At 65.9% G+C, this 23,096-nt stretch carries 19 protein-coding genes and 1 other RNA gene; 13 read left to right on the forward strand and 7 right to left on the reverse strand.

Features of this window, described 5'->3' with window-relative positions:
* Positions 1-80: 80 nt before the first annotated feature.
* Complete coding sequence (locus ACVIJ6_RS19855; protein ID WP_456774063.1) at positions 81-848, forward strand: response regulator; 768 nt, start codon at positions 81-83, stop codon at positions 846-848.
* On the forward strand, positions 838-2,214 hold the full coding sequence (locus ACVIJ6_RS19860; RefSeq protein ID WP_456774064.1) for an ATP-binding protein: 1,377 nt from the start codon (positions 838-840) through the stop codon (positions 2,212-2,214). The genes ACVIJ6_RS19855 and ACVIJ6_RS19860 overlap by 11 nt, the downstream gene beginning before the upstream one ends.
* 124 nt (positions 2,215-2,338) lie before the next feature.
* On the opposite strand, the gene ACVIJ6_RS19865 is transcribed toward ACVIJ6_RS19860, so the two are convergent.
* Together ACVIJ6_RS19865 and ACVIJ6_RS19870 are read right to left on the reverse strand one after the other, a co-directional pair.
* The gene (locus tag ACVIJ6_RS19865; RefSeq protein ID WP_456774065.1) at positions 2,339-3,127 is read right to left on the reverse strand and encodes a DUF2147 domain-containing protein; all 789 of its coding nucleotides are present in this window, start codon (positions 3,125-3,127) and stop codon (positions 2,339-2,341) included.
* Between the two features lie 171 nt (positions 3,128-3,298).
* Complete coding sequence (locus ACVIJ6_RS19870; protein ID WP_250171892.1) at positions 3,299-3,553, reverse strand: hypothetical protein; 255 nt, start codon at positions 3,551-3,553, stop codon at positions 3,299-3,301.
* Positions 3,554-3,573: 20 nt separating this feature from the next.
* Between ACVIJ6_RS19870 and ACVIJ6_RS19875 the strand changes: the two genes are divergently transcribed.
* Positions 3,574-4,770, forward strand: coding sequence for an extensin family protein (locus ACVIJ6_RS19875; RefSeq protein WP_456774066.1), 1,197 nt, complete (start codon positions 3,574-3,576; stop codon positions 4,768-4,770).
* Between the two features lie 305 nt (positions 4,771-5,075).
* On the forward strand, positions 5,076-5,342 hold the full coding sequence (locus ACVIJ6_RS19880) for a hypothetical protein (RefSeq protein ID WP_456774067.1): 267 nt from the start codon (positions 5,076-5,078) through the stop codon (positions 5,340-5,342).
* On the opposite strand, the gene ACVIJ6_RS19885 is transcribed toward ACVIJ6_RS19880, so the two are convergent.
* Together ACVIJ6_RS19885 and ACVIJ6_RS19890 are read right to left on the reverse strand one after the other, a co-directional pair.
* The gene (locus ACVIJ6_RS19885) at positions 5,343-5,957 is read right to left on the reverse strand and encodes a class I SAM-dependent methyltransferase (RefSeq protein WP_456774068.1); all 615 of its coding nucleotides are present in this window, start codon (positions 5,955-5,957) and stop codon (positions 5,343-5,345) included.
* A gap of 133 nt (positions 5,958-6,090) precedes the next feature.
* The gene (locus tag ACVIJ6_RS19890; protein WP_456777035.1) at positions 6,091-8,406 is read right to left on the reverse strand and encodes a TonB-dependent receptor; all 2,316 of its coding nucleotides are present in this window, start codon (positions 8,404-8,406) and stop codon (positions 6,091-6,093) included.
* A 189-nt stretch (positions 8,407-8,595) separates the two neighbouring features.
* Between ACVIJ6_RS19890 and nikR the strand changes: the two genes are divergently transcribed.
* Positions 8,596-9,093, forward strand: coding sequence for a nickel-responsive transcriptional regulator NikR (nikR, locus tag ACVIJ6_RS19895; protein ID WP_456774069.1), 498 nt, complete (start codon positions 8,596-8,598; stop codon positions 9,091-9,093).
* Between the two features lie 1,087 nt (positions 9,094-10,180).
* Here nikR and ACVIJ6_RS19900 read toward each other — a convergent pair.
* A complete protein-coding gene (locus tag ACVIJ6_RS19900; RefSeq protein ID WP_456774070.1) occupies positions 10,181-10,813 on the reverse strand; it encodes a TetR/AcrR family transcriptional regulator in 633 nt (210 codons plus the stop codon).
* A 187-nt stretch (positions 10,814-11,000) separates the two neighbouring features.
* On the opposite strand from ACVIJ6_RS19900, the gene ACVIJ6_RS19905 reads away from it, so the two are divergent.
* The 3 genes from ACVIJ6_RS19905 to ACVIJ6_RS19915 all read left to right on the forward strand — a co-directional run bounded on the left by ACVIJ6_RS19905 (position 11,001) and on the right by ACVIJ6_RS19915 (position 16,297).
* Entirely contained in the window at positions 11,001-12,371 is a 1,371-nt protein-coding gene (locus tag ACVIJ6_RS19905) for an efflux RND transporter periplasmic adaptor subunit (protein ID WP_456774071.1), read from the forward strand.
* 204 nt (positions 12,372-12,575) lie between these two features.
* Positions 12,576-14,165, forward strand: a complete 1,590-nt coding sequence (locus tag ACVIJ6_RS19910) for a DHA2 family efflux MFS transporter permease subunit (protein ID WP_456774072.1) — start codon at positions 12,576-12,578, stop codon at positions 14,163-14,165.
* Between the two features lie 314 nt (positions 14,166-14,479).
* Positions 14,480-16,297, forward strand: coding sequence for an ABC transporter ATP-binding protein (locus tag ACVIJ6_RS19915; protein WP_456774073.1), 1,818 nt, complete (start codon positions 14,480-14,482; stop codon positions 16,295-16,297).
* Positions 16,298-16,344: 47 nt separating this feature from the next.
* Here ACVIJ6_RS19915 and rnpB read toward each other — a convergent pair.
* Positions 16,345-16,771, reverse strand: an RNA gene (gene rnpB / locus ACVIJ6_RS19920) — RNase P RNA component class A.
* Between the two features lie 136 nt (positions 16,772-16,907).
* Between rnpB and ACVIJ6_RS19925 the strand changes: the two genes are divergently transcribed.
* Together ACVIJ6_RS19925 and ACVIJ6_RS19930 are read left to right on the forward strand one after the other, a co-directional pair.
* On the forward strand, positions 16,908-17,261 hold the full coding sequence (locus ACVIJ6_RS19925; protein ID WP_456774074.1) for a YciI family protein: 354 nt from the start codon (positions 16,908-16,910) through the stop codon (positions 17,259-17,261).
* Between the two features lie 31 nt (positions 17,262-17,292).
* Positions 17,293-18,537, forward strand: coding sequence for an RNA polymerase sigma factor (locus tag ACVIJ6_RS19930; RefSeq protein ID WP_456774075.1), 1,245 nt, complete (start codon positions 17,293-17,295; stop codon positions 18,535-18,537).
* A 4-nt stretch (positions 18,538-18,541) separates the two neighbouring features.
* On the opposite strand, the gene ACVIJ6_RS19935 is transcribed toward ACVIJ6_RS19930, so the two are convergent.
* Positions 18,542-19,393, reverse strand: coding sequence for a peptidoglycan recognition protein family protein (locus ACVIJ6_RS19935; protein ID WP_456774076.1), 852 nt, complete (start codon positions 19,391-19,393; stop codon positions 18,542-18,544).
* A 518-nt stretch (positions 19,394-19,911) separates the two neighbouring features.
* On the opposite strand from ACVIJ6_RS19935, the gene rsmH reads away from it, so the two are divergent.
* The 3 genes from rsmH to ACVIJ6_RS19950 are packed head-to-tail and all read left to right on the forward strand — an operon-like array spanning position 19,912 to position 23,048.
* Positions 19,912-20,907, forward strand: coding sequence for a 16S rRNA (cytosine(1402)-N(4))-methyltransferase RsmH (gene rsmH, locus ACVIJ6_RS19940; protein ID WP_456774077.1), 996 nt, complete (start codon positions 19,912-19,914; stop codon positions 20,905-20,907).
* 3 nt (positions 20,908-20,910) lie between these two features.
* Positions 20,911-21,303, forward strand: coding sequence for a cell division protein FtsL (gene ftsL / locus ACVIJ6_RS19945; protein WP_012046054.1), 393 nt, complete (start codon positions 20,911-20,913; stop codon positions 21,301-21,303).
* Positions 21,300-23,048, forward strand: coding sequence for a peptidoglycan D,D-transpeptidase FtsI family protein (locus tag ACVIJ6_RS19950; RefSeq protein WP_012046053.1), 1,749 nt, complete (start codon positions 21,300-21,302; stop codon positions 23,046-23,048). Before ftsL ends, ACVIJ6_RS19950 begins: the two co-directional genes overlap by 4 nt.
* Positions 23,049-23,096: the final 48 nt, after the last annotated feature.

Raw genomic sequence — 23,096 nt, forward strand, 5'->3', positions numbered from 1 at the left:
TAACAATACAGCTTACTTTCGCCACGATCGGGGGCCGCTTCAGGCTGTTCATTTCGACTCAAATCGACCATGTTCCGCACATGATGTCGTCACACAATACCGCCGTGGCTGCAGACGCAAACATACCGGCAGCGGCGCGCATTCTCTGCGTCGAGGATGACCGCGAGATCGCGGCGCTGCTCACCGAGCTGCTGCAGGAGCATGGCTTTGCGCCGCGCTTCGTCGCCTCGGCGGCGGCGATGAACGACGTCCTGCAGCGCGAGCAGGTCGATCTGATCATGCTCGATCTGATGCTGCCCGACGAGGACGGCATGAGCATCTGCCGTCGGCTGCGCCAGGTCTCGACCGTGCCGATCATCATGGTGACCGCCAAGGGCGAGGACATCGACCGCATTCTCGGGCTCGAGCTCGGCGCCGACGACTATATCGTCAAGCCGTTCAATCCGCGCGAGCTGGTGGCGCGCATCCGCGCGCTGTTGCGCCGCTCGCAGCTGCATCCCGCCGTGATCGCGGCGCGGCAGGCGCCGATGACCTTCGACGGCTGGCGCATCGAGCCGGCGACGCGCACTTTGTTCGATCCCGACCGCGTCAAGATCACCTTGACCAGCGCCGAGTTCGACATCCTGCTGGCGTTCTGCCGCAACGCCGGCCGCGTGCTGTCGCGCGAGCAGTTGATCGAGCTTGCGCATGGCGGCCAGGCCGGACCGGTCGAGCGCAGCATCGACGTTCACATCAGCCGCATCCGGCAGAAGATCGAGCCCGGCGCCAGGAGCTGGAGCCTGATCAAGACCGTGCGGCTCGGCGGCTATGTCTTCACGCCAAGGGTCGAGACCATCGATGAAGCCTGACAACAAGACGTGCCCACGGCTCGGCCTCACCACGCAGATCGTGACACTGGCATCGCTGTCGGTGCTGTTCGGCGTGGTGCTGATGATCGCGGCGGCGCTGCTGTTCCTCGATCCGCCCGACGAGCAGGAATCGCCGGCCTATGGCGTCGCGCGGGTGGCCGAGGCGGTGCACTTTGTCCGCGCCGCGAACGATGCCGGGGCCGTGGACAGCAGCCTGTCGAGCCTGCGCAATTCCGGCATCCAGGTCGAGCTGGTGCCGCTGACCTCGCTCACGCTGCTGGCCAGGCCGATGCGGAACGTGCCCTGGACGTCGCAATTGGCCCGCCGCCAGCTCAGCGTGCTGCGCGACATCACCTTGCTCCATGGCGTCAGCTACGGCGCCGCGCCGCCGCCGACGCAGATCATCGTCCAGATCGATGGCGAGCGCGCGCTGGTGTTCGACGACGTGCCGCGGCTGGAGTTCTGGCCGATGGTGCTGAAGCCGACCTTCGTGTTCCTCTTCCTCACTCTGATCCTCGGCGTGCTGCTGTCGATCTATGCGGCGCGGGCGATCATCCGGCCGCTGTCGGAGATGGCGCGCGCGGCCGCCGCGTTCGGCCGGTCGCCGGCCGCGCAGGCGCCGCTCAGCGGCCGCGGTCCCAGGGAGATCGCCCAGGTTGCCGAGGCGCTGAACGACATGCAGGCCCGCATCCGCGCCTTGCTCGACGACCGCACCCGCATGCTGGCCGCCATCAGCCACGATCTGCGCACGCCGCTGACGCGGCTCCGCCTGCGCTCGGACCGGATCGGGCACGGTGATATGCGCGCGGCGATGTTGCGCGACATCGACCAGGTCAGCCGCATGCTCGACGAGACGCTGGATTATCTGCGCGACGACACCAAGGCCGAGCAGCCGGCACGGATCGAGCTGTCGAGCCTGTTGGAGACGATCTGCTGCGATTTCGCCGATGTCGGCCACGCCGTCACCTATCAGGGGCCGCAGCGGCTCGTCTGCGAGGGCCGGCCGCGGGCCTTGTCGCGCGCCGTCACGAATGTGGTCGAGAACGCGGTCAAGCACGGCAGCGAGGTGGTGGTGAGCCTGTCGGTCGCGACCGACGGCATGATTGCGATCGAGGTCGCCGACGACGGCCCGGGCATTCCCCAGGCGCTGCAGGCGCGCGCGCTGGAGCCATTCGTCAAGCTCGACCAGGCGCGCTCGGCCGGCGGATTCGGTCTCGGCCTGTCGATCGCGCTGGAGATCATGAAGAAGCACGATGGCGGCCTCGCGCTGATGCCCAATGCGCCGCGTGGTCTGCGCGTGCGGCTGTCGCTGCCGCTGCCCGCGGCGCTTTCCGTTGCTCCGGCGATCCCGGCCAAGGTGGCGTGAGCCGCGGCCGATGAAGAAAGGCCCCGCCGGGGGCCGATCCGGCGGGGCCTTGGTATCGCTGGCAACGAGGGACTCTGACAACGCGGGACAATGTCAGCCGACACGTCATCAGCTGATCCGTTTCTCAGCTGATCCGTTTCCAGGTCTGCCCGCCGCAGAACAGGCCGCCGAAGGCGCAGCCCTGGACCCGCAGCGTGTTCGGTCCCTTCAGCGCGATCGTGGAGTCGTAGTTGCCGCCGCCGTCCGGATCGTGGATGCGGCCGACCCATTTGCTGTCCTTCGGCTTCATGTTGATCAGGATCTTCTCGCGGGTCTTCTCGGCAAAGCCGCAGATGTTGGTGCCGCAGGGCTCGATCACGACATTGCCCTTGCCGCCTTCGGTGGCCCACAGGCCGAGCGGTGAGTTCGGGTCCGCCGTCGCGGCGGGCGCCGGCTGGCCGGCCGGGGGCGCTACGGCGACGGCGGTTGCTGCCGGCGCCGGCGCGGCCACCGGTGCGGCCGGGGCCGGCGGCGCGGCGTTCGAAGTGACCGGCGCCGCCGGCATCTGCACCGCGACCGGCGGGGCGAGCGGAGCAGGCGCGGCTGCAACCGGCGCTGCGGTGACGGGCGCAGGCGCGTTCACCACGGGCGGGTTGACCACGGGCGCGGGCGTCGAGGGCGCGGCGGCCGCAGGAGCCGCCGCAGCCGGGGCTGCCGCAGCGGCGCTGCTCGCGGGGGCGTCGTCGTCATCGAACTTGGATTTCAGGCCGCTGAGATCGATGCCGGAGACCTGCAGGCAGGATAGCGACTGGCAGTTGCGGGGCAGGGTGACCCGGATCTTGCGGCCGTCGATATCGAACGCGATCGAGCTGCCGGCCTGCGCCGCGCTGCCCGCGATCAAGATGGCTGCAGCAGCCAGAAACATGGTCTTCATAGGTTGAACTCCCTCGGGCCGCGTCGTGAACCTGAGGCAACGCTAGGCGCGCGAGCGCCGCGCATCTGTGACGCAGCTCACGGTCGGCATCGACCGCCAATGCTGCGCGCATCGCGACGGCAGCCGATCAAGTTCGCGTGTGGCAAGTGCGCATGTGACGCCGATGGCGCTTCAGAACAGGCCGATCACGATCGCGCCCACGAATGCAAACGCGACATAGGCGATCACCATGCTCAGTCGACCGGCAAGGGTCATGACACGGCTCCCGTTTTTCACGTTCAGCGCGGCTGCAGCGCGCGGCGATGATAGCCGTTCGGCCTCGGCAAAAAAGACAGCGCCGCTGCCGCTTCGCCGTCGATCGCATGTCGCCCGCGGCGGCATGGTTTCCGCGGCGTCAACAGACGACATTGACAGGTCCTTAAGCAAATTGCCGCAAACCTCTGCACATGACGCGCGGAGTTCGTTTGTATCTCGTCGGCTCCATCGTCCTTGTTTCGCTTGCGGGTTGCGGCCGTGGATTTTTCCAGGAGCGCGAACCGTGGCGGGCCGAGGCCGAGATCGCCTGCCTGAAATCCGGCGCCGTGAAAGAGAGCGCCGATATCGTCCGCATCGAGCCGATCTCCGGCCCGGGCATGTGCGGCGCCGATTACCCGTTGAAGGTGGCGGCGATCGGCGAGGCCAATGCGAGCTATGGTTTTGCCGATGAGAGCCTGCGTCCGCCGGCCGCGATCGGCGGCCAGCCGCGCTGGCCGATCAGCCCGCAACAGCCAGCCTATCCACCGCCGGCCACCTATCGGCCGCAGGTGACGCCACAGCCTGTCTATCCGCCATCGAATGCGGCCGCGTCGCCGCCGTCCTATGGCGCGCCCGCTGGTGCGCCGCTGCGGCTCGAGCCGCCCGGGGCGGCGCCGGGCGAGGACGACAGCAATCTTCCTCCCGACGGTGGCGCAGCGCCGCTTTATCGCAACCAGCCCGCGGCTTCACGCGGTCCCTATCAGCAGCAGCAGCCGGACGCATCGCCGCGGCTCGGCCCGTCGCGCGGTGATGTGGTGGGCGCGGTTGGTCCGGTCGCGGTGAAACCGACGGCGACGCTCGCTTGTCCGATCGTGTCCGCGCTCGACCGCTGGCTCGCCGAATCGGTGCAGCCCGCGGCGATGCGCTGGTTCGGCATGCGGGTGGTCGAGATCAAGCAGATCTCGGCCTATTCCTGCCGCGGCATGAACGGCAATCCGAGCGCGCATATTTCCGAGCACGCCTTCGGCAATGCACTCGACATCGCCGCCTTCACGCTGGCGGACGGCCGCCGCATCAGCGTCAAGGATGGCTGGATCGGGCTGCCGGAAGAGCAGGGCTTTCTGCGCGACGTGCAGGGCGGCGCCTGCCAGCAGTTCACCACGGTGCTGGCGCCGGGCTCCAACGTCTATCATTACGACCATATCCATGTGGACCTGATGCGCCGGGCCAGCCGCCGCCTGATCTGCCAGCCGGCGGCGCAATCCGGCGAGGCGGTCGCGTCGCGCGCCCAGCAGCGCCGCTACGGCTATGGCCAGCGCGATCCCGATGTGACCAGCGCGATCCCCCGCAAGGCGCCGCGCAGCATTGGCCAGCTGATCAACGAGGAAGACGAGCTCCGCGATTATTGAGGGGCTAATAGCGAATAGGGAGTAGCGAGTAGGGCGCGCCTCAGCTCGCCGAACATTTGCCACTCCCTATTCGCTATTCGCCCCTCCCCATCCGCCGCTGTGCGTGTCTGTGGATTTCTCCGAGCGCCGGGCGACCCTCCCGCCGGTTTGTGCCGGACCGGCACGCAAACGCGATCAGCGCGGATGGCGCGTTAAGACATCGTTGACCATCCTGGCCGTCCGCCAATGGCCGACACTAGACCTGCCACAGTCCCAAGGAACAAGGCGCGCGGGGTTTGGTTGCTGGCGGGTTGGGAGAGGCGAAGATGGCATCGTATCGCATCAGGGCGATTGGCTCAGGCTTCGAGGTCGGCACCGACGCGGAGGCCGTGCTGGTCTGCCGCTCACTGAAAGTTGCGCGCCGCGCTGTCGCTGATGCAAAGCGGCTGGAGCAGATGCCGCCGAAGCCGATTCCATGGCGGACGCCGCCACAGCAGGAGGTGGTGTCCGCCGGAGCCGAGGACATCGCGTGCGAGGAGGCCGCTGATTTCGAGATCGTCGTGGTGGCGGACGGTCCGCCTTTGTGCTGCTGACTAACCGGCGCGGAAGCGGCAGAATTGGAACTGCTGCACCGAGCCCCACGGCGTGCGATGCGTTTCGCTGCAGCTGTTCTCGAGCGTGAAGCCGGAGCCCAGCGTCGCAGCAAGACGCTGCGCATCATAGCGAACCACCGGCAGCCCGCTGCATTTGTCCGGGCCATCGAGTGCAAAGGTCCCGATGATGACGGCGCCGCCCGGTACCACGCCCCTGCGCAGGCGCTCGACATAGGCGGTGCGGTCGCGCGCCTCGGTGAGGAAATGAAACACCGCGCGATCATGCCAGAGGTCATAGGTCGCGTCCGGCATCCAGGTGGTGACGTCTTCCCTGATCCAGGTCACATCGCCCGCCGCCGCGCCAAGCCGGTGACGGGTGGTCGCGAGCGCCGCTTCGGAAATGTCGAGCACGGTGAGCGCCCGGTAGCCCGCGGCCAGCAGCGCATCGACCAGCCGCGAGGTGCCACCGCCGATCTCGATGATCCGCGCAGCCGGCGCCGCGACCGCATCGCGGATCAGCCGCAGCGACGTCGCCGGATCGGCCTGGTACCAGCTGACCTCGGTTTCAGCCTTGGTGGTGTAGACGGTCTGCCAATGAGCGGCGCGATCGGTCATGGAGGCGTCGTTCGGTCTGTTGGGGGCTCATCCTAGCATGAGGCCGAATGATCGGCGCAAGCTACGTTGCGCTGCCAGCGAAAGCGTCATGGTCTGAAACCGATCATCTGAGATCCGAATCGCGACGCAGCCGCTAGAACGTCCCGGCCACCGTCACCCGGAAGGTCAGCGGTTCGATCGGATGCAGCACGCGGTCCATCACGCCGGCCTGGCAGACCTGCGCCGGCACCCCCTTCGGCGTCCTGCCGTAGCAATCCTGGTAGAGCTGGTCTGTCGGCAGCAACGAGCCGTAACCGTAGGAGATCTGGTTGGCCTTGGTGTTGAGCAGGTTCAGCACGTCGAGCTGGATACGCCAGCCATTGGCGTCGCGGAAGCCGATGCGGCCGTTGAACACGCTGGTGGCGGTCGAACGGAAATAATCGTCCTCGGTCAGCGGCGTCGATCCCAGATAGCGCCAGCGCAGGCCGCCGAACCAGCCGGTCTTCTCGCCCAGCGTGATGCCGGCCGAGGCGATCATGGACGGCGCATTGGGGATGTAGTTGCCCGGCGCATTGCCGCGCAGCACCTCGGCGGGCGCGCCGAACCCAACCAGCTGGGCATAGGTTGCGGCCTGGTCGCTGTCGGTGCCGACGAAGCGCGCATGCGTCATGGCGAGATCGGCATCGATGTCGATCCACGACGCCGGCCGGTAGTGATTGGTCAGCTCGAAGCCATAGCGCCGGCTCGGCCGGCTGGCCGTGGTATCGCCGGCGTCACCTGAGAACAGGATCTCGGAGTCCTGATTGAGCATGAAGACGCTCAGGGACGAATCGAGCCCCGGAATGATGCGCGTGCGCACGCCGACCTCCGCGCCCTTCGTGCGGACCAGCAGCGGCGAGGAGGCGAGCTTGTTGGTCGAATCCGCCGGGTCCTCGGTGGTGGTCGCACCGCGCGCGTCGTTGCTGTGCATGCCATAGCCGGCGCCGAGGAAGAATTCAGTCTTGTTGAACGGGCCGATCACCATGCGGAACTTTGGGCTGCCGAGGCTGGCCGCGGCATCGCCGGTGTTGTTGCCGTTGTACAGCGAATAGACGTGGGTCTGGTAATAGTCGCCGCGATAGCCGATTGTGGTGCGCAGCCAGTCGGTCCAGCCCACGCTGTTCTCGACATAGAGGCCGACGCTGCCTTCGCCGACCTTGTCGCTGCGGACCGCGCGCAGGAAGCTGCGCTGGTTCGTGTAGCTCAAGGCCAATGCGATGTCGTCATAGCGCGTCTGGACGCCGATCGTCGTCTCCATCGGGCGTCCGGCAAAGCTGCCGTTGAAGGTCCGCGACGCGTTGGCGCCGAGCATCAGCCGGTCGTCGTGCTGGTGAAACTGGTCGCCATTGACCGGATCGCGCAGCGCATAGGTGAAGTTGTTGTAGAGATCGAGTTGGCTCTTCACCACATAGGCGTTGGCCTTCCAGGAGCCGGCATCATCCGTGCCGGCGACGCGGCCGGACAGCGCGAAACGGTTGGTCTTGCCGCCATCGGTCGGGTCGAACGCATCGAAGCGGCCGAGATCGCCCGAGGTGATGGCGCGCTCCGGCACCTGGTCGGTCGAGGTCCAGCGGTTCGCATAGGCCATGCCGGTGATCGAGAAGCCGTCGGTGGCCGTGCCCTGCGAGTAGCGCATCAGGCCGTTCAGCTTCTTGGCGTCATCGGGCGTGGTCCACGGCCCGTCATAACGGCCGGCCTCGCCGGCGATCAGGAGGTGGCCGTCGCCGACATGCACGGAATCCATGCCGAAGAAGCGGCGATAGCCGAAGCTGCCGGCGGTCATCTGCGCGATCGCCTTGGGTACGCTGTCGACCAGCCCGATATGCACGCTGCCGGCCGAAGCGAAATCGCCTTCGTCGGCAAAGTAAGGACCCTTGCGCACGTCGACGCGGCCGATCGTCTCCGGCATCAGCCAGTTGAGATCGGCATAGCCCTGGCCATGGGCGTGCGTGCGCATATTGACCGGCACGTCGTCGACGAACAGCGCGAGGTCGGTGCCATGGTCGAGATTATAGCCGCGGAGGAAATATTGGTTGGCTTTGCCTTCGCCGGAGTGCTGGGTGACGATCAGGCCGGGCACGGCCTCGAGCACTTCGCCCGGGCGCGTGGCCGGACGGGCGTTGATCTCCTCGCCGGTGATCACGACCTCGCTCGCCATGCCCTGCGGGCGCGCCGGCCCGGAGCCGACAGCGCCGGACGGTGCCGCGGGGGCTGCGGCCGTTGCCGCTGGCGTCGCCGGAGCAGGCGATCGCGGTGCGCCGGGCTTCGGCCGTTGCGCCTCGCGCCTGATCTGTGGCTTGGGCTTGGCAGTTCGTTTGGGGGCGTCGACATCGACGGTCGGCAACTCCGCCGGGGGACGCTCGGGATGCGCCTGCGCCTGCTGGACCAATGCTGCCATCAGCACCAAAGCACTTGCCCCACGCCACCACATCGCCGTCACGCCCTCGATCTCGCAACCGGGGCATGCGTCGTCATCTGTCGCGGGCCGTCATTGGCCTGCGACACGCTCGCTTGGATCGCCCCACTGTCGAGTGTTAAAGAACGCTAAGATGACACCGGTATGATGTCAACGCGCAAACATCATACTGGTGTCGACACTGTTGCCGCCGGGAGACGATCTATGCAGCGCCTGACGATCACGATCGACGACGATCTGCTCGCGGAGGTCGACGACTTCATGGCCCGGCGCGGCTATGACAACCGCTCTGAGGCGTTTCGCGATCTGCTGCGCAGCGGCCTGGAGAGCGCCGACAATGCCGGGACCGACAGCCGCCAGTGCATCGCGACCTTGAGCTATGTCTATGACCACGCCGCCCGCGAGCTGCCGAAGCGGCTGACCCAGGAGGCGCATGATCATTCCGGCCTCGCCCAAGCGACCCTGCACGTCCACATCGACCAGGAGAGCTGCCTCGAGGTGACCGTGCTCAAGGGGGAGCGGCGCGAGGTCAAGGCGTTCGCCGACCACGTCATCGCTGAACGCGGCGTCCGCCACGGCCATGTCGCGCTGATGCCGATCGATGCGGCGCCCGATCACGCGCATACGCATAGCCATTCGCATAGTCACAGCAGCAGCCACAGCCATTCGCATTCGCACGCGACGAAGAGCGGGAAGAAGTAGCCCGGGAGGCGATGAGGGGCAGCCTGTCGACCACACCATCCGCCGTCATGCCCGCGCAGGCGGGCATCCGGTACGCCGCAGAGCAATCGTATATAAGAACATTCGGCCTCGTGCGCCCGTTTGCTTCCACATCGTCATGGCCGGGCTTGTCGTGGCCATCCACGTCGCTTGGCGTCCTGGGTATGATGTGGATGCCCGGGACAGGCCCGGGCATGACGGAATAACTCATTGGCAGTGTTCTCGCCGATCGTGCGATCTCATCGATGTGATCGCCCTGCGTAAGCCGCAGCCCAACGATGTCATTACGACCGCCTCGGACGACTGGATCGCCCGGCTTGAACCGAACCGGGCGATCACGATGGAGGTGTGACGCAGGGCTGCCCATTCTCCGTCATTGCGAGGAGCGGAGCGACGAAGCAATCCAGACCTTTCGTGTCGCCCCTGGATCGCGTCGCTTCGCTCGCGATGATGCCGCGTTGCTGCGCTCGCGCATTAAATTCTTGCGCGTGGAAGCTGATTTCGCTTGTCCGACCAAGCTGATTTGCCCTGTCCAGTCCTCCCCGCAAAAATATTCGTCTTCCAATTTTCCGAAAGTAATGTTTCTCTCTCTTCATCCTGCCCCTCTCGAAGGGACGTTTCGCGGTCGTCACGAGCGTTGGGGGCGGGGAGTGGTGGCCTGTCGGCGCGCAGCGCGCTGCAATCGCGCGCGGACGAACGCGGCCGGCAGGACGATGAAGTCGTAGGGTCCTGACGCCCCGATGCTGGCGTCAAGTTGGCGACGATGCTGAGCGCATCGCGGCGACGACGGTGGCTAACACGCACGGACACCGGGGAGACTACGTATAATTCGTAAGCCCATCGCGCGGGGAGGGCCGGGTGATCTCGGCCAGACCTGTGGTTCCTGCAGCCTGCATTTTTTTCGCAGGCGGGCCATGGGCGCGGCCAGCGCCCGGCCTTCCCTGCACCCTCCGGATCGGCCGAGGGTGATCCGATCGCCAAGCTCGGACGTCATCCGTCGCGAGAAGGAAAGTGCATGTCCGACGCGAGCGATCTCATTGCCCCAGACAGGCGTTTACGCGCCGCGCGGTCAGGCTTTGACGCCGTAATTGGCGAGGAACATCCGAACCGCGCTGCCCACCACCTTGCTGATGCGCTCGGGCGAGGGGGCCGGCTCGGCCTGGAAGATGAAGGGCAGGAACAAGGTGGCTTGGCACATCAGATGGAATTGCGATGCGGCGAGCTGACAATCGTCGATGGCCAGTTGCCCTGCCTCGACCCGGCCGCGCAAATAGGTCGTCAGACAATTGATGGTGCCTTCCAGCACGCGGTCGTAGTAGCGGCGCCCGACATCCGGCATGCGCTCGGCGATCGCCATCACGGTGCGGATCGCGGATCCGCCGCCCGGCCGGCACACCAGCGCGATATAGGCTTCGCCGAAACCGGTGAGATTGGTCGCGATATCACGGTCGGGATCGAATCTGAACAGCACAGCGGTGCGCGTCTCTTCTTCGACGATCGCTTCGAACAATGCGGTCTTGTCGGTGAAGTAGACGTACAGGGTGCCCTTGGAGACACCAGCCGCGCGGGCGATCTCACCCATGCTGGCGCCATCGAAGCCCAGCTCCATAAAGACGTCGCGCGCGCCGTCGAGGATCTGCCGTCGTTTCGACGTGTCCTCGTCCTGCGGTGCGTGGGTGGTGTTCTGATCGGCCTCAATCATTGGTTTAGGCTGTTCCCGAAGAATCCGAGTGCGGCAACCTCACAAAAGGAGCTGAGCGGATATGTTGCGGTCGCGAAGATATAAATTGACCGAACGGTTCGGTCAATGATAGATGTCGACTGACCGAACGGTTCGGTCGGAATTCTATGGGGCCGATCGGCTCCGCTGTGACGGGTGGGAGTCGCTGATGGCTGCTGCGAGAGAACAGGCGGTGCGGGCGCGTCGTCCGGATGCTGAGGAAGCTCCGGACCAGGGGCAGCCTGCCACGGCCCGTCCCCAGGCCAACGAGCCGGCGCAGCGCAAGGCTGCTGAAACGCGGACAAATGACGTCAAGGCTGGCCAGGCCAGTGCCAAGGAGGCTGATATCAAGGCCGACTCTGTCGCCGAGGCGCCGCTGGAACTGCCGCCGGCCACGCCGGCGGGGGCGCCCGCCGGGCAGAAACCGCCGGCCAGCACGGCAGCGCCGAAATCCGCCAAGCGCAAGCGTGTGCTCGCAGGCGTCGGCCTGCTGTTGGCGCTCGCTGCCGCCGGCTATGCCACCCATTATTTCATAGTCGGCCGCTTCATGGTCTCGACCGACGACTCCTATGTCCGCGCCAACAACACGATGCTTGGCGCCCGCGTGTCCGGTCATATCCAGGAGATCGTGCCGCGCGACAATTCGGTGGTCCGCAAGGGCGACGTGATCTTCCGCATCGATGACGGCGACTACAAGATCGCGGTCGACGCAGCGCGCAGCAAGATCGCGACCCAGGAGGCGACGATCGCGCGCATCGGCCGGCAGGTCGCCGCGCAGCAGAGCGCCGTCGAGCAGGCGCAGGCCAATCTGACCTCGTCCGAAGCCGCAATGAAGCGCGCCGGTCTCGACTATGAGCGCCAGCAGGCGCTGAGCAGCAAGGGTTTTGCCTCGCATGCGACGTTCGAACAGTCGGAAGCCGCGCGCGACCAGGGCATGGCCGCAGTCCGCGCCGCGCGCGCCGCGTTCGACGCCGCGCGCGACAATGTCGAGGTGACCAAGGCGCAGCAGGTCGAGGCCCAGGCGCAGCTTGCCGAGCTGAAGACGTCGCTGGCCAAGGCCGAGCGCGACCTCGAATTTGCCACCGTGCGTGCACCGGTCGACGGCACGTTTTCCAACCGCCTCGTCAACACCGGCGACTTCGTCGCGGTCGGCCAGCGGCTCGGCAACGTGGTGCCGCTCGACGACGTCTTCATCGATGCCAATTTCAAGGAAACCCAGCTCAAGCGGATCCGTCCGGGCCAGCCGGTGACGATCAAGGTCGACGCCTATGGCGCTCGCGGCTTCAAGGGCGTGGTCGACAGCATCTCGCCGGCCGCGGGCTCGGTGTTTACCCTGCTGCCGCCGGACAACGCGACCGGCAACTTCACCAAGATCGTGCAGCGGTTGCCGGTGCGCATCCGTGTGCCGAAGGAGGTGGCGCGGCAGAACCTGCTGCGCGCCGGCATGTCGGTCTACGTCACCGTCGACACCACCGACGGCGCCAAGGATGCCGACACCGACGCCGACCTCGACGCGCCCGCGACGGTGCAGGGGAAGTAGTTCGATCGATCTGACGATGAGATTGGTAATCCTGCCCCGAGCTGAGTTCACCTCTCCCCGCCGGGGAGAGGTCGGATTGCATCGAAGATATAATCCGGGTGAGGGGACTCTCTCCTATCTTGACACCGTACCCCCTCACCCCAGCCCTCTCCCCATGGGAGAGGGAGCAGACTGCCGCTGGGGTTAGCAGGATCGAACACAGCCATGGCCACCGCAACGACAGCCGATCCCACCATGAGCGCGCCGGCGGCGGCGTCGGACCGCATCGCGCCGCGGCGGCTGATTGCGTTCCTGATCATGGTGTTCGGCATGTTCATGTCGATCCTCGACATCCAGATCGTGTCGGCCTCGCTCAGCGAGATCCAGGCCGGATTGTCGGCGAGCTCGAGCGAAGTGTCCTGGGTCCAGACCGCTTATCTGATCGCCGAGGTGATCGCGATTCCGTTGTCGGGCTTCCTGTCGCGCGCGCTCGGCACGCGGCTGTTGTTTGCGATCTCGGCCGCCGGCTTCACCATCTCCAGCTTCCTGTGCGGCTTCGCCTCGTCGATCGAGCAGATGATTCTGTGGCGCGCGATCCAGGGCTTTCTCGGCGCCGGCATGATCCCGACCGTGTTCGCCTCGGCCTACACGGTGTTTCCGCGCTCCAAGTTCCACATCGTCGGTCCGATCATCGGCCTGGTCGCGACGCTCGCGCCGACCATCGGCCCGACCGTCGGCGGCTACATCACCGATGCGATGTCGTGGCACTGGCTGTTCTTCATCAATATCCCGCCGGGCGTCATGATCACGATCGGCGTGCTGGCACTGGTCGATTTCGACGAGCCGCATTTCGAGCTGCTCGAACGCTTCGACTGGTGGGGCCTGCTGTTCATGGCCGGCTTCCTCGGTTCACTGGAATATGTGCTGGAGGAGGGGCCGCAACATGAATGGCTGCAGGAGACCTCGGTGGCGATCTTCGCCGTGGTCTGCGCGGTGTCGGCGGTGTGCTTCTTCTGGCGCGTGCTGACGGTGGATGAGCCGATCGTCGATCTCGGCGCGTTCACCGATCGCAATTTCGCGGTCGGCTGCCTGTTGCAGTTCTGCGTCGGCATCGGTCTCTACGGCCTGACCTACATCTATCCGCGCTATCTCGCCGAGGTGCGCGGCTACAGCGCGCTGATGATCGGCGAGACCATGTTCGTCTCCGGCGTCACCATGTTCCTGATGGCGCCAGTGGTCGGCCGTCTGATGGTGAAGATCGACATGCGGCTGATCATCGCGTTCGGCCTGATCATTTTCGCGATCGGCTCCTATCAGATGACCGGGATCACCCGTGACTATGATTTCTGGGAGCTGTTTCTGCCGCAGGTGCTGCGCGGCGTCGGCATGATGTGCGCGATGGTGCCGACCAACAACATTGCACTTGGTACGCTTGCGCCCGATCGCGTCAAGAACGCTTCCGGCCTGTTCAACCTGATGCGCAATCTCGGCGGCGCCGTCGGCCTCGCCGTGATCAACCAGGTGCTGAACGACCGTACCGATCTGCATATTTCCCGCCTGCATGAGCGGGTGAACTGGGGCAATGCGACCGCCGTCGAGACGCTGAACATGCTGCAGCAGAAGCTGCAGGGCATGGGCGACTCGGCGCTGATGGCCATGAAGCAGCTGTCGCAGATCGTGCATCGCCAGGCCGTGGTGATGGGCTATGGCGACGCCTTCTTCATGCTGACCTGCTTCTATATCGCGCTCAGCTTCATGGTGCTGCTGCTCAACAAGCCGAGCTCGCCGATGGCGGCAGGCGGCGACGCGCACTGACGCGCGTTCGCCCGCGATGCGCGCGGGTTGCCAAATCATACCGTCGGTGGTAATAAATCAGTATTGTCGCTCGAACCGGGGAGATTTGCATGACGACATCGCATCTGCAGATCGCTTGCACCCGGTCGATGCTCGCGCTTTCGACGGCTGTGCTCACAACGCCAGCTCGTTCGATGCCCGTACTGGTGTTCCGCCGCTCGATTTGAGCGCCGCCGTCCTTCTCTCAACCTGATTCATCATTCGCAGACCGCGCGCGTTGCCGCGTCTGCTTCATTTGGAGCCGGCTGGCGCTGCGAGCGCGGCCGGGTGAAGCCATGACCATCCAAGTCTCCGGCCTGAAGGCCGACAAGCGTCCCGCCGCGATCCGCGTCGTGATCCCATTCGTGACCCGCCATTGGCTGCAGCAGCCGCGCATGACGCTCGGCATCGCCGTGGCGCTGCTCGGCGCCACCGCCGCCGACCTGTTCATGCCGCTGTTCTCCGGCCAACTGGTCGATGCGCTGACCCTGGGTCCAGGCAATGCCGACGCGCGGCATAGCGCGCTCGTCTCGTTCGGCGCCATCGTCGCGCTTGGCTTCGCCTCGATCGTGCTGCGGCTGTCCGGGCTGCAGCTGATCGTGCCGTTCACATTGCGCATCATGTCGGACGTGGCGCGCGACGCCTTCGTGCGCGTGCAGCGTTTCTCGACCGACTGGCACGCCAACAGCTTCGCCGGCTCCACGGTGCGCAAGATCACCAGGGGCATGTGGGCGCTCGACCTCTACAACGACACCATACTGCTGGCCTTGCTGCCGTCCTTGTCGGTGCTGCTCGGCTCGATGGTGCTGCTCGGCCTGCATTGGGGTGCGCTGGGCGGGGTCATTGCGCTGGGCGCGGTGGTCTATGTGGCGATGACGGTCGCCTTCTCGACCCGCTACATCGCGCCTGCCGCCCGCATCTCCAATGCCTGGGACACCAAGGTCGGCGGCACCCTGGCGGATGCGCTGAGCTGCAATGCCGTGGTCAAGTCGTTCGGCGCCGAGGCGCGGGAGGACGGCCGGCTGATGCGCGTCGTCAGCCGCTGGCGGCGGCGCGTCAACCGCACCTGGCTGCGCTACAACACGACGGCTGCCGTGCAGCTCGGCGTGCTGTTGTGCCTGCGCTCCGCGGTGATCGGCGGCGCCGTGCTGCTGTGGATGGCGGGCAAGGCGTCGCCCGGCGACGTCACCTATGTGTTGACGAGCTACTACGTCATCCATGCTTACTTGCGTGACGTCGGCATGCACATCAACAACCTGCAGCGCGCGGTCAACGACATGGACGAACTGGTGGCGATCCATGGCGAGCCGATCGGCATCGTCGATGCCGCGGACGCCAGGCCCATCGCGGTGACCGGCGGGCACATCGTGTTCGACGCGGTGACATTCCTCTATGGCGGCCATCGTACCGCGCTCTACGACCGGCTGTCGGTGGACATCCGGCCGGGCGAGCGGATCGGCCTGGTCGGGCGCTCCGGCTCTGGCAAGACGACCTTCGTCAAGCTGGTGCAGCGGCTGTACGACGTCAGCGGCGGCCGGATCCTGATCGACGGGCATGACATCGCCCATGCCAAGCAGGATTCGCTGCGCAGCCAGATCGCGATCGTGCAGCAGGAGCCGATCCTGTTCCACCGCTCGCTGGCCGAGAACATCGCCTATGGCCGGCCCGGCGCCAGCGAGGCCGAGATCGAGCACGCGGCGCGGCTTGCGAACGCGCATGAGTTCATCACGCGCCTGCCGAAGGGCTACGGCACGCTGGTCGGCGAGCGCGGCGTCAAGCTGTCGGGCGGCGAGCGGCAGCGGGTGGCGCTGGCGCGGGCGTTCCTGGCGGATGCGCGGGTGCTGATCCTGGACGAGGCGACCTCGAGCCTCGATTCGGAGTCCGAGACGCTGATCCAGGAGGCGATGGAGCGGCTGATGAAGGGCAGGACCGCGATCGTGATCGCGCATCGTCTGGCGACGGTGCGCAGCCTCGACCGCATCCTGGTGTTCGACCGCGGCCGCATCGTCGAGCAGGGCAATCATGCCACGCTCGTCGGCAAGCCCGGCGGGCTCTATCGCAGCCTGTTCGAGCGCCAGGCCACCGAGTTCGGCCAGCTCTCGGCCGCGGGTTAGCAACAATGGTGAGGGGCCCGGTGCTGGTGCGCCGAGCCCCTCATGAACATATCAGCCGGCCTGTAAGCCGGGTTCTGTAGGGCACCGTGATGCTTGCGCATGACGATACGTGACGGCCATTCCTCTGGGATCGCGCTTGCGCGAGACCTCGGGCAACCTACCCGGACGGCGAGCCTGACATCGCTCCCGCGGACGTCATCGCAATTGCGATTGTCTCCGCGTGGCCGTCCCTATTCGGTTTTGCTCCCGGTGGGGTTTACCATGCCGGTTCCGTTGCCGGCCCCGCGGTGCGCTCTTACCGCACCTTTTCACCCTTACTCGCCTCCCTTTCGGGAGGAAGCGGTTCGTTCTCTGTGGCACTGTCCCTGGGGTCGCCCCCGCCGGACGTTATCCGGCACCGCATGTCGATGGAGCCCGGACTTTCCTCCCCGGCGGCCTTTCGGCACCTGCCGGAGCGGCCGTCCGGCCGACTGACGCGGCCTGAATGGAGCTTGCCGGCCAGTACGTCAAGCCACCGCCGCGCAGGAAAAATATTATCCTCGGGGTGTCGTTCCGTGTCCGAGCCGTTCGACTGGATGTCGGCAGTCCAGCCGAACAAGGGAGCAAGTCGATGCAATATCTGCTGATGATCTATTTGAACGAGGTCGAATACGCGAAGATGGAGAAGGAGGCCGAGGGCAAGATGCTGGCGGAATATCAAGCCTTCACGCAGTCGATCATCGCGAGCGGCAACTACAAGGGCGGCGACCGGCTGCAGCCGACGACGACGTCGACGACGGTGCGGGTGCGCGACGGCAAGATCCTGACCACGGATGGGCCGTTCGCCGAGACCCGCGAGCAGCTCGGCGGCTACTACATGATCGAGGCCAATAATCTGGACGAGGCGATCGGGATCGCAGCCCGCATTCCTGGCGCCAGGCTGGGGTCGATCGAGGTCCGGCCCGTCTGGCAGTACAATCATTGATGCCAGCGTGCGGCCGGCGCGAGTGTCAGCGATGACGCCTGAGGCGATCGACAAGGTGTTCCGCGACGAGGCCGGCCGCGCGCTCGCGACCTTGATCAGGCTCGTCGGTGACTTCGAACTGGCCGAGGACGCGTTGCAGGACGCGTTCGCGGCGGCGCTGCTCAATTGGCGAGGGGCAGGGGCCCCTGCCAATCCGCGCGCGTGGCTGGTCAATGTGGCGCGCAACAAGGTGATCGATCGGATCCGGCGCCAGCGCAACTTTCGCGCCAAGGAAGCCGAGATCGTCCATGCGATCGAGCGCGACGCCGTCAGCGACGAGGCCGCCGCGCCAAGCGATCTCGACGACGACATGCTGCGGCTGATCTTCACCTGTTGCCATCCGGCCTTCGCGCAGGAGGTCCAGGTGGCGCTCACGCTGCGCACGGTCTGCGGGCTGACCACGGCCGAAGTCGCACGCGCCTTCCTCACCAGCGAGGAGGCGATGGCGCAGCGCCTGCTGCGTGCCAAACAGAAGATCCGCCTCGCCGGCATTCCCTACGAGGTGCCCGGGCGCCACGCCCTGGAAGAGCGTCTGCGCGGCGTGCTGACCGTGATCTATCTGGTGTTCACGGAAGGCTACCTCGCGACCTCCGGACCGGAACTGATCCGCCACGATCTCGCGCGCGAGGCGATCCGGCTCGGCCGGCTCGTTCTTGGCCTGATGCCGGAGGCCCCCGACATCAAAGGCCTGCTCGCCTTGATGCTGCTCCACGATGCGCGCCGGGCCGGACGGACCGATGCGTCCGGAGACATCGTCCTGCTGGAGGAGCAGGACCGGTCGTTGTGGAACAGCGAGCAGATCGCCGAAGGCCTTGCCCTTGTCGAACAGGCGCTCGGTGTCAGGGGGCGGCCGCAGCCTTATACGGTCCAGGCCGCGATCGCTGCGCTCCATGCCCAGGCGCCGGGCTATCACGACACGGATTGGCGCCAGATCGTCGGCCTCTATGAGGTCCTGCTGCGGATTGCGCCGTCGCCGGTGATCGAACTCAATCACGCGGCCGCTGTCTCGATGGTTGACGGCCCCGCGCGGGCGCTCGCGCTGGTCGACTCGCTCGCCGCGCGGGGCGGCTTGCGACAATACGACCTGTTGCCGGCGGTGCGCGCGGACCTGTTGCGGCGGCTCGATCGGCGCGAGGAGGCCCGCGCAGCCTACCGCTCGGCGCGGGATTCGACGCAGCTGGAGCCGCTCAAGCGGCTCTATGCCCGCCGGCTCGTCGAACTCGATGCGGGCGCCTGATCACTCAGACGCGCGTCGTCGGTTCCTCTGCCGGCAAGCTCGTCAGCAGCGCATGCAGGGTCCACAGAGTCGAGCGGTCGGCGATGCCGTCGATCCGCTCGGGGCGGAAATGACGCTGGAACGCGGTGACCACATCCATGGTGATGCCGTCAAACTTGCCGGTGATCGGCACGCCATAGCCATATTTGGCGAGCGCCTTCTGCAGGCCCCTGACGTCATCGCCGATGCTGCCGAGCTTCAGCGTCTCGCCCTTGGTGATCGCCGCCGGCTGCACCCAATGGCCGACCCCCGAATTGGCCAGCGAGTGCCAAGGGAATTTCTCGCCCGGATCCTTCTTACGCGACGGCGCGACGTCGGAATGACCGAGAATGCGGTGCGCCGGGACGTTACGGCGGAGCATGATGCCCCGGCACAGCGCAATCACCGCCGCGATCTGTCGCGGCGGAAAGTCCGGATAGCCCCAATCATGGCCGCGATTGACGATCTCGACGCCGATCGAGCAGGAGTTGATGTCCTCGTCTCCGCCCCAGGACGAGAGACCGGCATGCCAGGCGCGCATCGCCTCCGGCACGCACTGCACGATTCGTCCGTCCTCCAGCACGATGTAATGCGCGGAGACCTCGCTGCCGGCGGTGCACAGCTTGGTGATCGCGCCCTCCACGTCCGGCATCCCGGTATAATGGAGGATGACCATGTCCGGCTGGCGGCCACCTTTGCGCTCACCGAAATTTGCGGAGGGGATGACGTCGGATGCAATCGACGAGTCCGGGGTGAAGAGCGGCAGCTCAGCACAGCCCTTGGGGATCGGCAGCGCGCGTGGACGATTCGATGCGGGCTTGTCGGTTGAATTCGGCATGACGCACTCGAAGCGGCTGGCGACGGCAAATGGCTCAAATCGAATATGGGCACGCACTACTCTTTTGCATCTCCCAACCGCAATCGAAATCGCATCTACCCGATTGCTGCAGAAACCTCATGCATTGCCAGAGGTCGCCCATGAGCTGGTCGCGTCCGAGGAGAAGTGCCTAATATCCGCCACAGACCATCAACGGTTTGTTAACGCTGAACGCCGTTACTGAGCGGTGAAGAACCAAGCCGACCTTCGGGACGGCCAGCCGCCACGATGCAAGGTCCTGCACGGCAGATCACGATGGAAAGCGGTTCCTGGTCCAGCCAGCCGCGTGATCGCCGCCGGGCCGAGGCCCGCTCCCCGGCACAGCTGCGTTGTGTCGGCGAAATCGACCGTCGCGGTGGATGGCTGACCAACCCGAGAGATGGCTTGGCGAGTTGAAGGGGCGCGAGGATCGAAGGCGCGATGGGCTCGCAGCCGACCAAAGCCAATCTGACCCAGCGGCATCCTCGCGGAGCGTCCGCGTGAGCAGGGCTGACCAGCGACACGTCCCGGTGCTCGGTCCGGAGGCGGTGGCCATGCTCGCTCCGCGCGAGGGCGGAACCTATATCGATGCGACCTTCGGCGCGGGCGGATACACGCGCTTGATTCTGCAGACCCCGGGAACGCGGGTGATCGGGATTGATCGCGACAGCACGGCGATCGCCGGCGGCGCCGCGCTCGTCGCGGAGGCCGGCGCTCGCCTCACGCTGGTCGAGAAGCGCTTCTCCGCGATCGCGGACATCTGTGCATCGCTTGGATTGTCCCAAGTTGACGGCATTGTGATGGATGTCGGCGTCTCGTCGATGCAGCTCGATTCCGCCGCGCGTGGCTTCTCCTTCCGGTTCGATGGCCCGCTCGACATGCGGATGGGGGAGGCCGGACCGACCGCTGCTGACGTCGTGGCACTGGCCTCCGAGCGTGATCTGGCCGACGTTATCTATATCTTCGGCGAAGAGCGCCACTCGCGTGCTGTCGCTCGCGCCATCGTCGCAGCGCGCAAGGAGCAGCCGATCACGACGACGCGGCAGCTCGCCGACATCGTCGCGCGCGTGGTGAGATCGAAGCCAGGCGATATTCATCCGGCGACGCGGACGTTCCAGGCCCTGCGCATTCTCGTCAATGAAGAGCTCGAGGAATTGGAGCAGGCATTGTCGGCGGCCGAGCAGGTGTTGGCGCCGGGCGGGCGGCTGGCTGTCGTCTCGTTCCATTCGCTCGAGGATCGGATCGTCAAGACCTTCCTGGCGGAACGGAGCAAGACCGGTGGCGGCTCGCGCCATCTGCCCGAGATCGCCCAGGAGACTCCGACCTTCCAACTGCTCAACCGCAAGCCGGCCGTGGCCGATGAGAGCGAAATCGAGTCCAATCCGCGCGCACGCTCGGCCAAGCTGCGCGGGGCTGAGCGCACCGCAGCGCCGGCCCGCCACCCGCCCGCATCGTCATCTTGGCCGCGCTTGGCCGACGTCCTGCGAGGAGGGTGACGCATGCGCCTCCTCCATCTGGTCGTGATCTGCTCGCTGATCTTCGCCGCCGCCTATGTCTATCGCATCAAGATGGAATCCACCGCGCGTGTCGAGCGCGTGCTGCAACTGCGGGCCGAGATCCGCGAGCAGCGCGAGGCCATCGCGATCCTGCGCTCGGAATGGGCCAAGCTCGATGCTCCCCTGAGGCTGCAAGGATTGGTCGAACGCCACTTGCCGTTGAAGCCGCTCAACGCCACGCAATATGACAGCCTCAAAAACCTGCCGGAGCGGCCGCCCCGGTTCGCCCGCTCCGACAATCCCGATCCGATCGGATCAATGATCGATACGATCGACGCGATCAACGATGAGCCCCCTGTGACCGGGTCGGTGCGTCCTCCGGAGGATCAGCAATGACCGATCAGCTTCGGCCTCACGTCAAGCCGCAGGAGCCCTGGCGGCAGCGATTGATCCGCACGTTGCTGTATGGGCGCGATGTCGATCGCACCGCCAAGGCGCGTGCGCGCATTGGTCTCGCGATCATCGCCTTTGCCGCCGTCTATGCGATCATCGGCGGTCGGCTGGTGATGTTCGCGGTCGGCGCCGATGGTCCGACCGCGCGGCGGGCCGCGCAGCAGGACGCCATCGCCACCGCGCGGCCCGATATCGTCGATCGCAACGGAGCCGTGCTCGCCACCGACGTGAAGACGCCGAGCCTGTTCGCCGAGCCGCGCCGCCTCATCGACAAGGACGAGGCGATCGAGCTTCTGACTGCGACGTTGCCGGACCTCGATACAAGCGAGGTGCGCGAGCGCTTGATGTCACGCAAGGGCTTCGTCTGGCTGAAGCGCGAGATGTCGCCGAAGCAGCAGCAGGACATTCATCGCCTTGGTCTGCCGGGCGTCGGCTTCCTGCGCGAGAACAAGCGCGTCTATCCGACCGGCAACGAGGTTGCGCATCTGATCGGCCTGGTGAACATCGACAACCAGGGCATCGCCGGTATGGAGAAGTGGCTCGACAATCAGGGCCTCGCCGACCTGCACCGCGCCGGCTTTGCCACCGATCGGCTGCAACGCCCGATCGAACTGTCGGTCGATCTGCGCGTCGAGCATGCGCTGCGTGACGAACTGCTCAAAGCCAAGGAGAAGTTCAAGACCAAGGCGGCTTCCGGCCTCGTCGTCAATGTCAGGACCGGCGAAATCGTTGCCATGGTGTCGCTGCCGGATTTTGATCCGAACAGCCCGAAGGAAGCGCATGATCCAGATCGCATCAACCGCTTGACCACAGGCGTGTATGAGATGGGATCGACCTTCAAGGCGTTCACCCTGGCGATGGCGCTCGACACGGGCAAATATGATCTCAATTCGCTGTGGGATGCACGCGGGCCGCTGCATTACGGCAAGTTCGCGATCCATGACGATGAGCCCAAGGGCCGCTTTCTCAGCATGAAGGAAGTGTTCTACTTTTCGTCCAATGTCGGTGCTGCCAGGATCGCGTTGACGCAGGGCGTGGAGGCGCACAAGGCGTTCCTGCGCAAGATGGGACAGTTCGACCGGCTGCGCACCGAACTGCCGGAGAGTGCCTCGCCGATCCTGCCCAAGCGCTGGGCCGAGTTGAACACGGTCACGATCGCGTTCGGGCACGGCATGGCGGTGGCGCCGTTGCAGGGCGTGATGGGCGTCAGCGCGCTGGTCAATGGCGGCCTCTTGATCCCGCCGACCTTCATGAAGCGCACGGAAGAGGAGGCGATGGCGCTGGCCAAGCGCGTCATCAAGCCGGAAACCTCCGAGAAGATGCGCTATCTGATGCGCCTCAATGCCGAGGTCGGCACCGCGCGCAAGGCCGACGTCAAGGGCTATTATATCGGCGGCAAGACCGGCACGGCCGAAAAGGTGATCAATGGTCGCTACGCCAAAAAGAAGGTGCTGACCCTCTTCACCGCTGTGATCCCGGCGGACAAGCCGCGCTACCAGCTTCTGATCATGCTGGACGAGCCCCAGCCGCTCAAGGAAACCTACGGCTTCATCACCTCCGGCTGGAACGCGGTGCCGACCGCCGGCAACGTGATCGCCCGGATCGGGCCGCTGCTCGGCATCGAGCCCCGTTTCGACCTGCCGCCGTCCGACCGCCAAATTCTTGCGGCATCGCGGCTGACACAGTAAGCCGTCGTCGAATTGCTGGCTTTACGCCGCCGCCCGCAGGGGGCGGGG

This window comes from Bradyrhizobium sp. USDA 4369, from assembly GCF_054056435.1.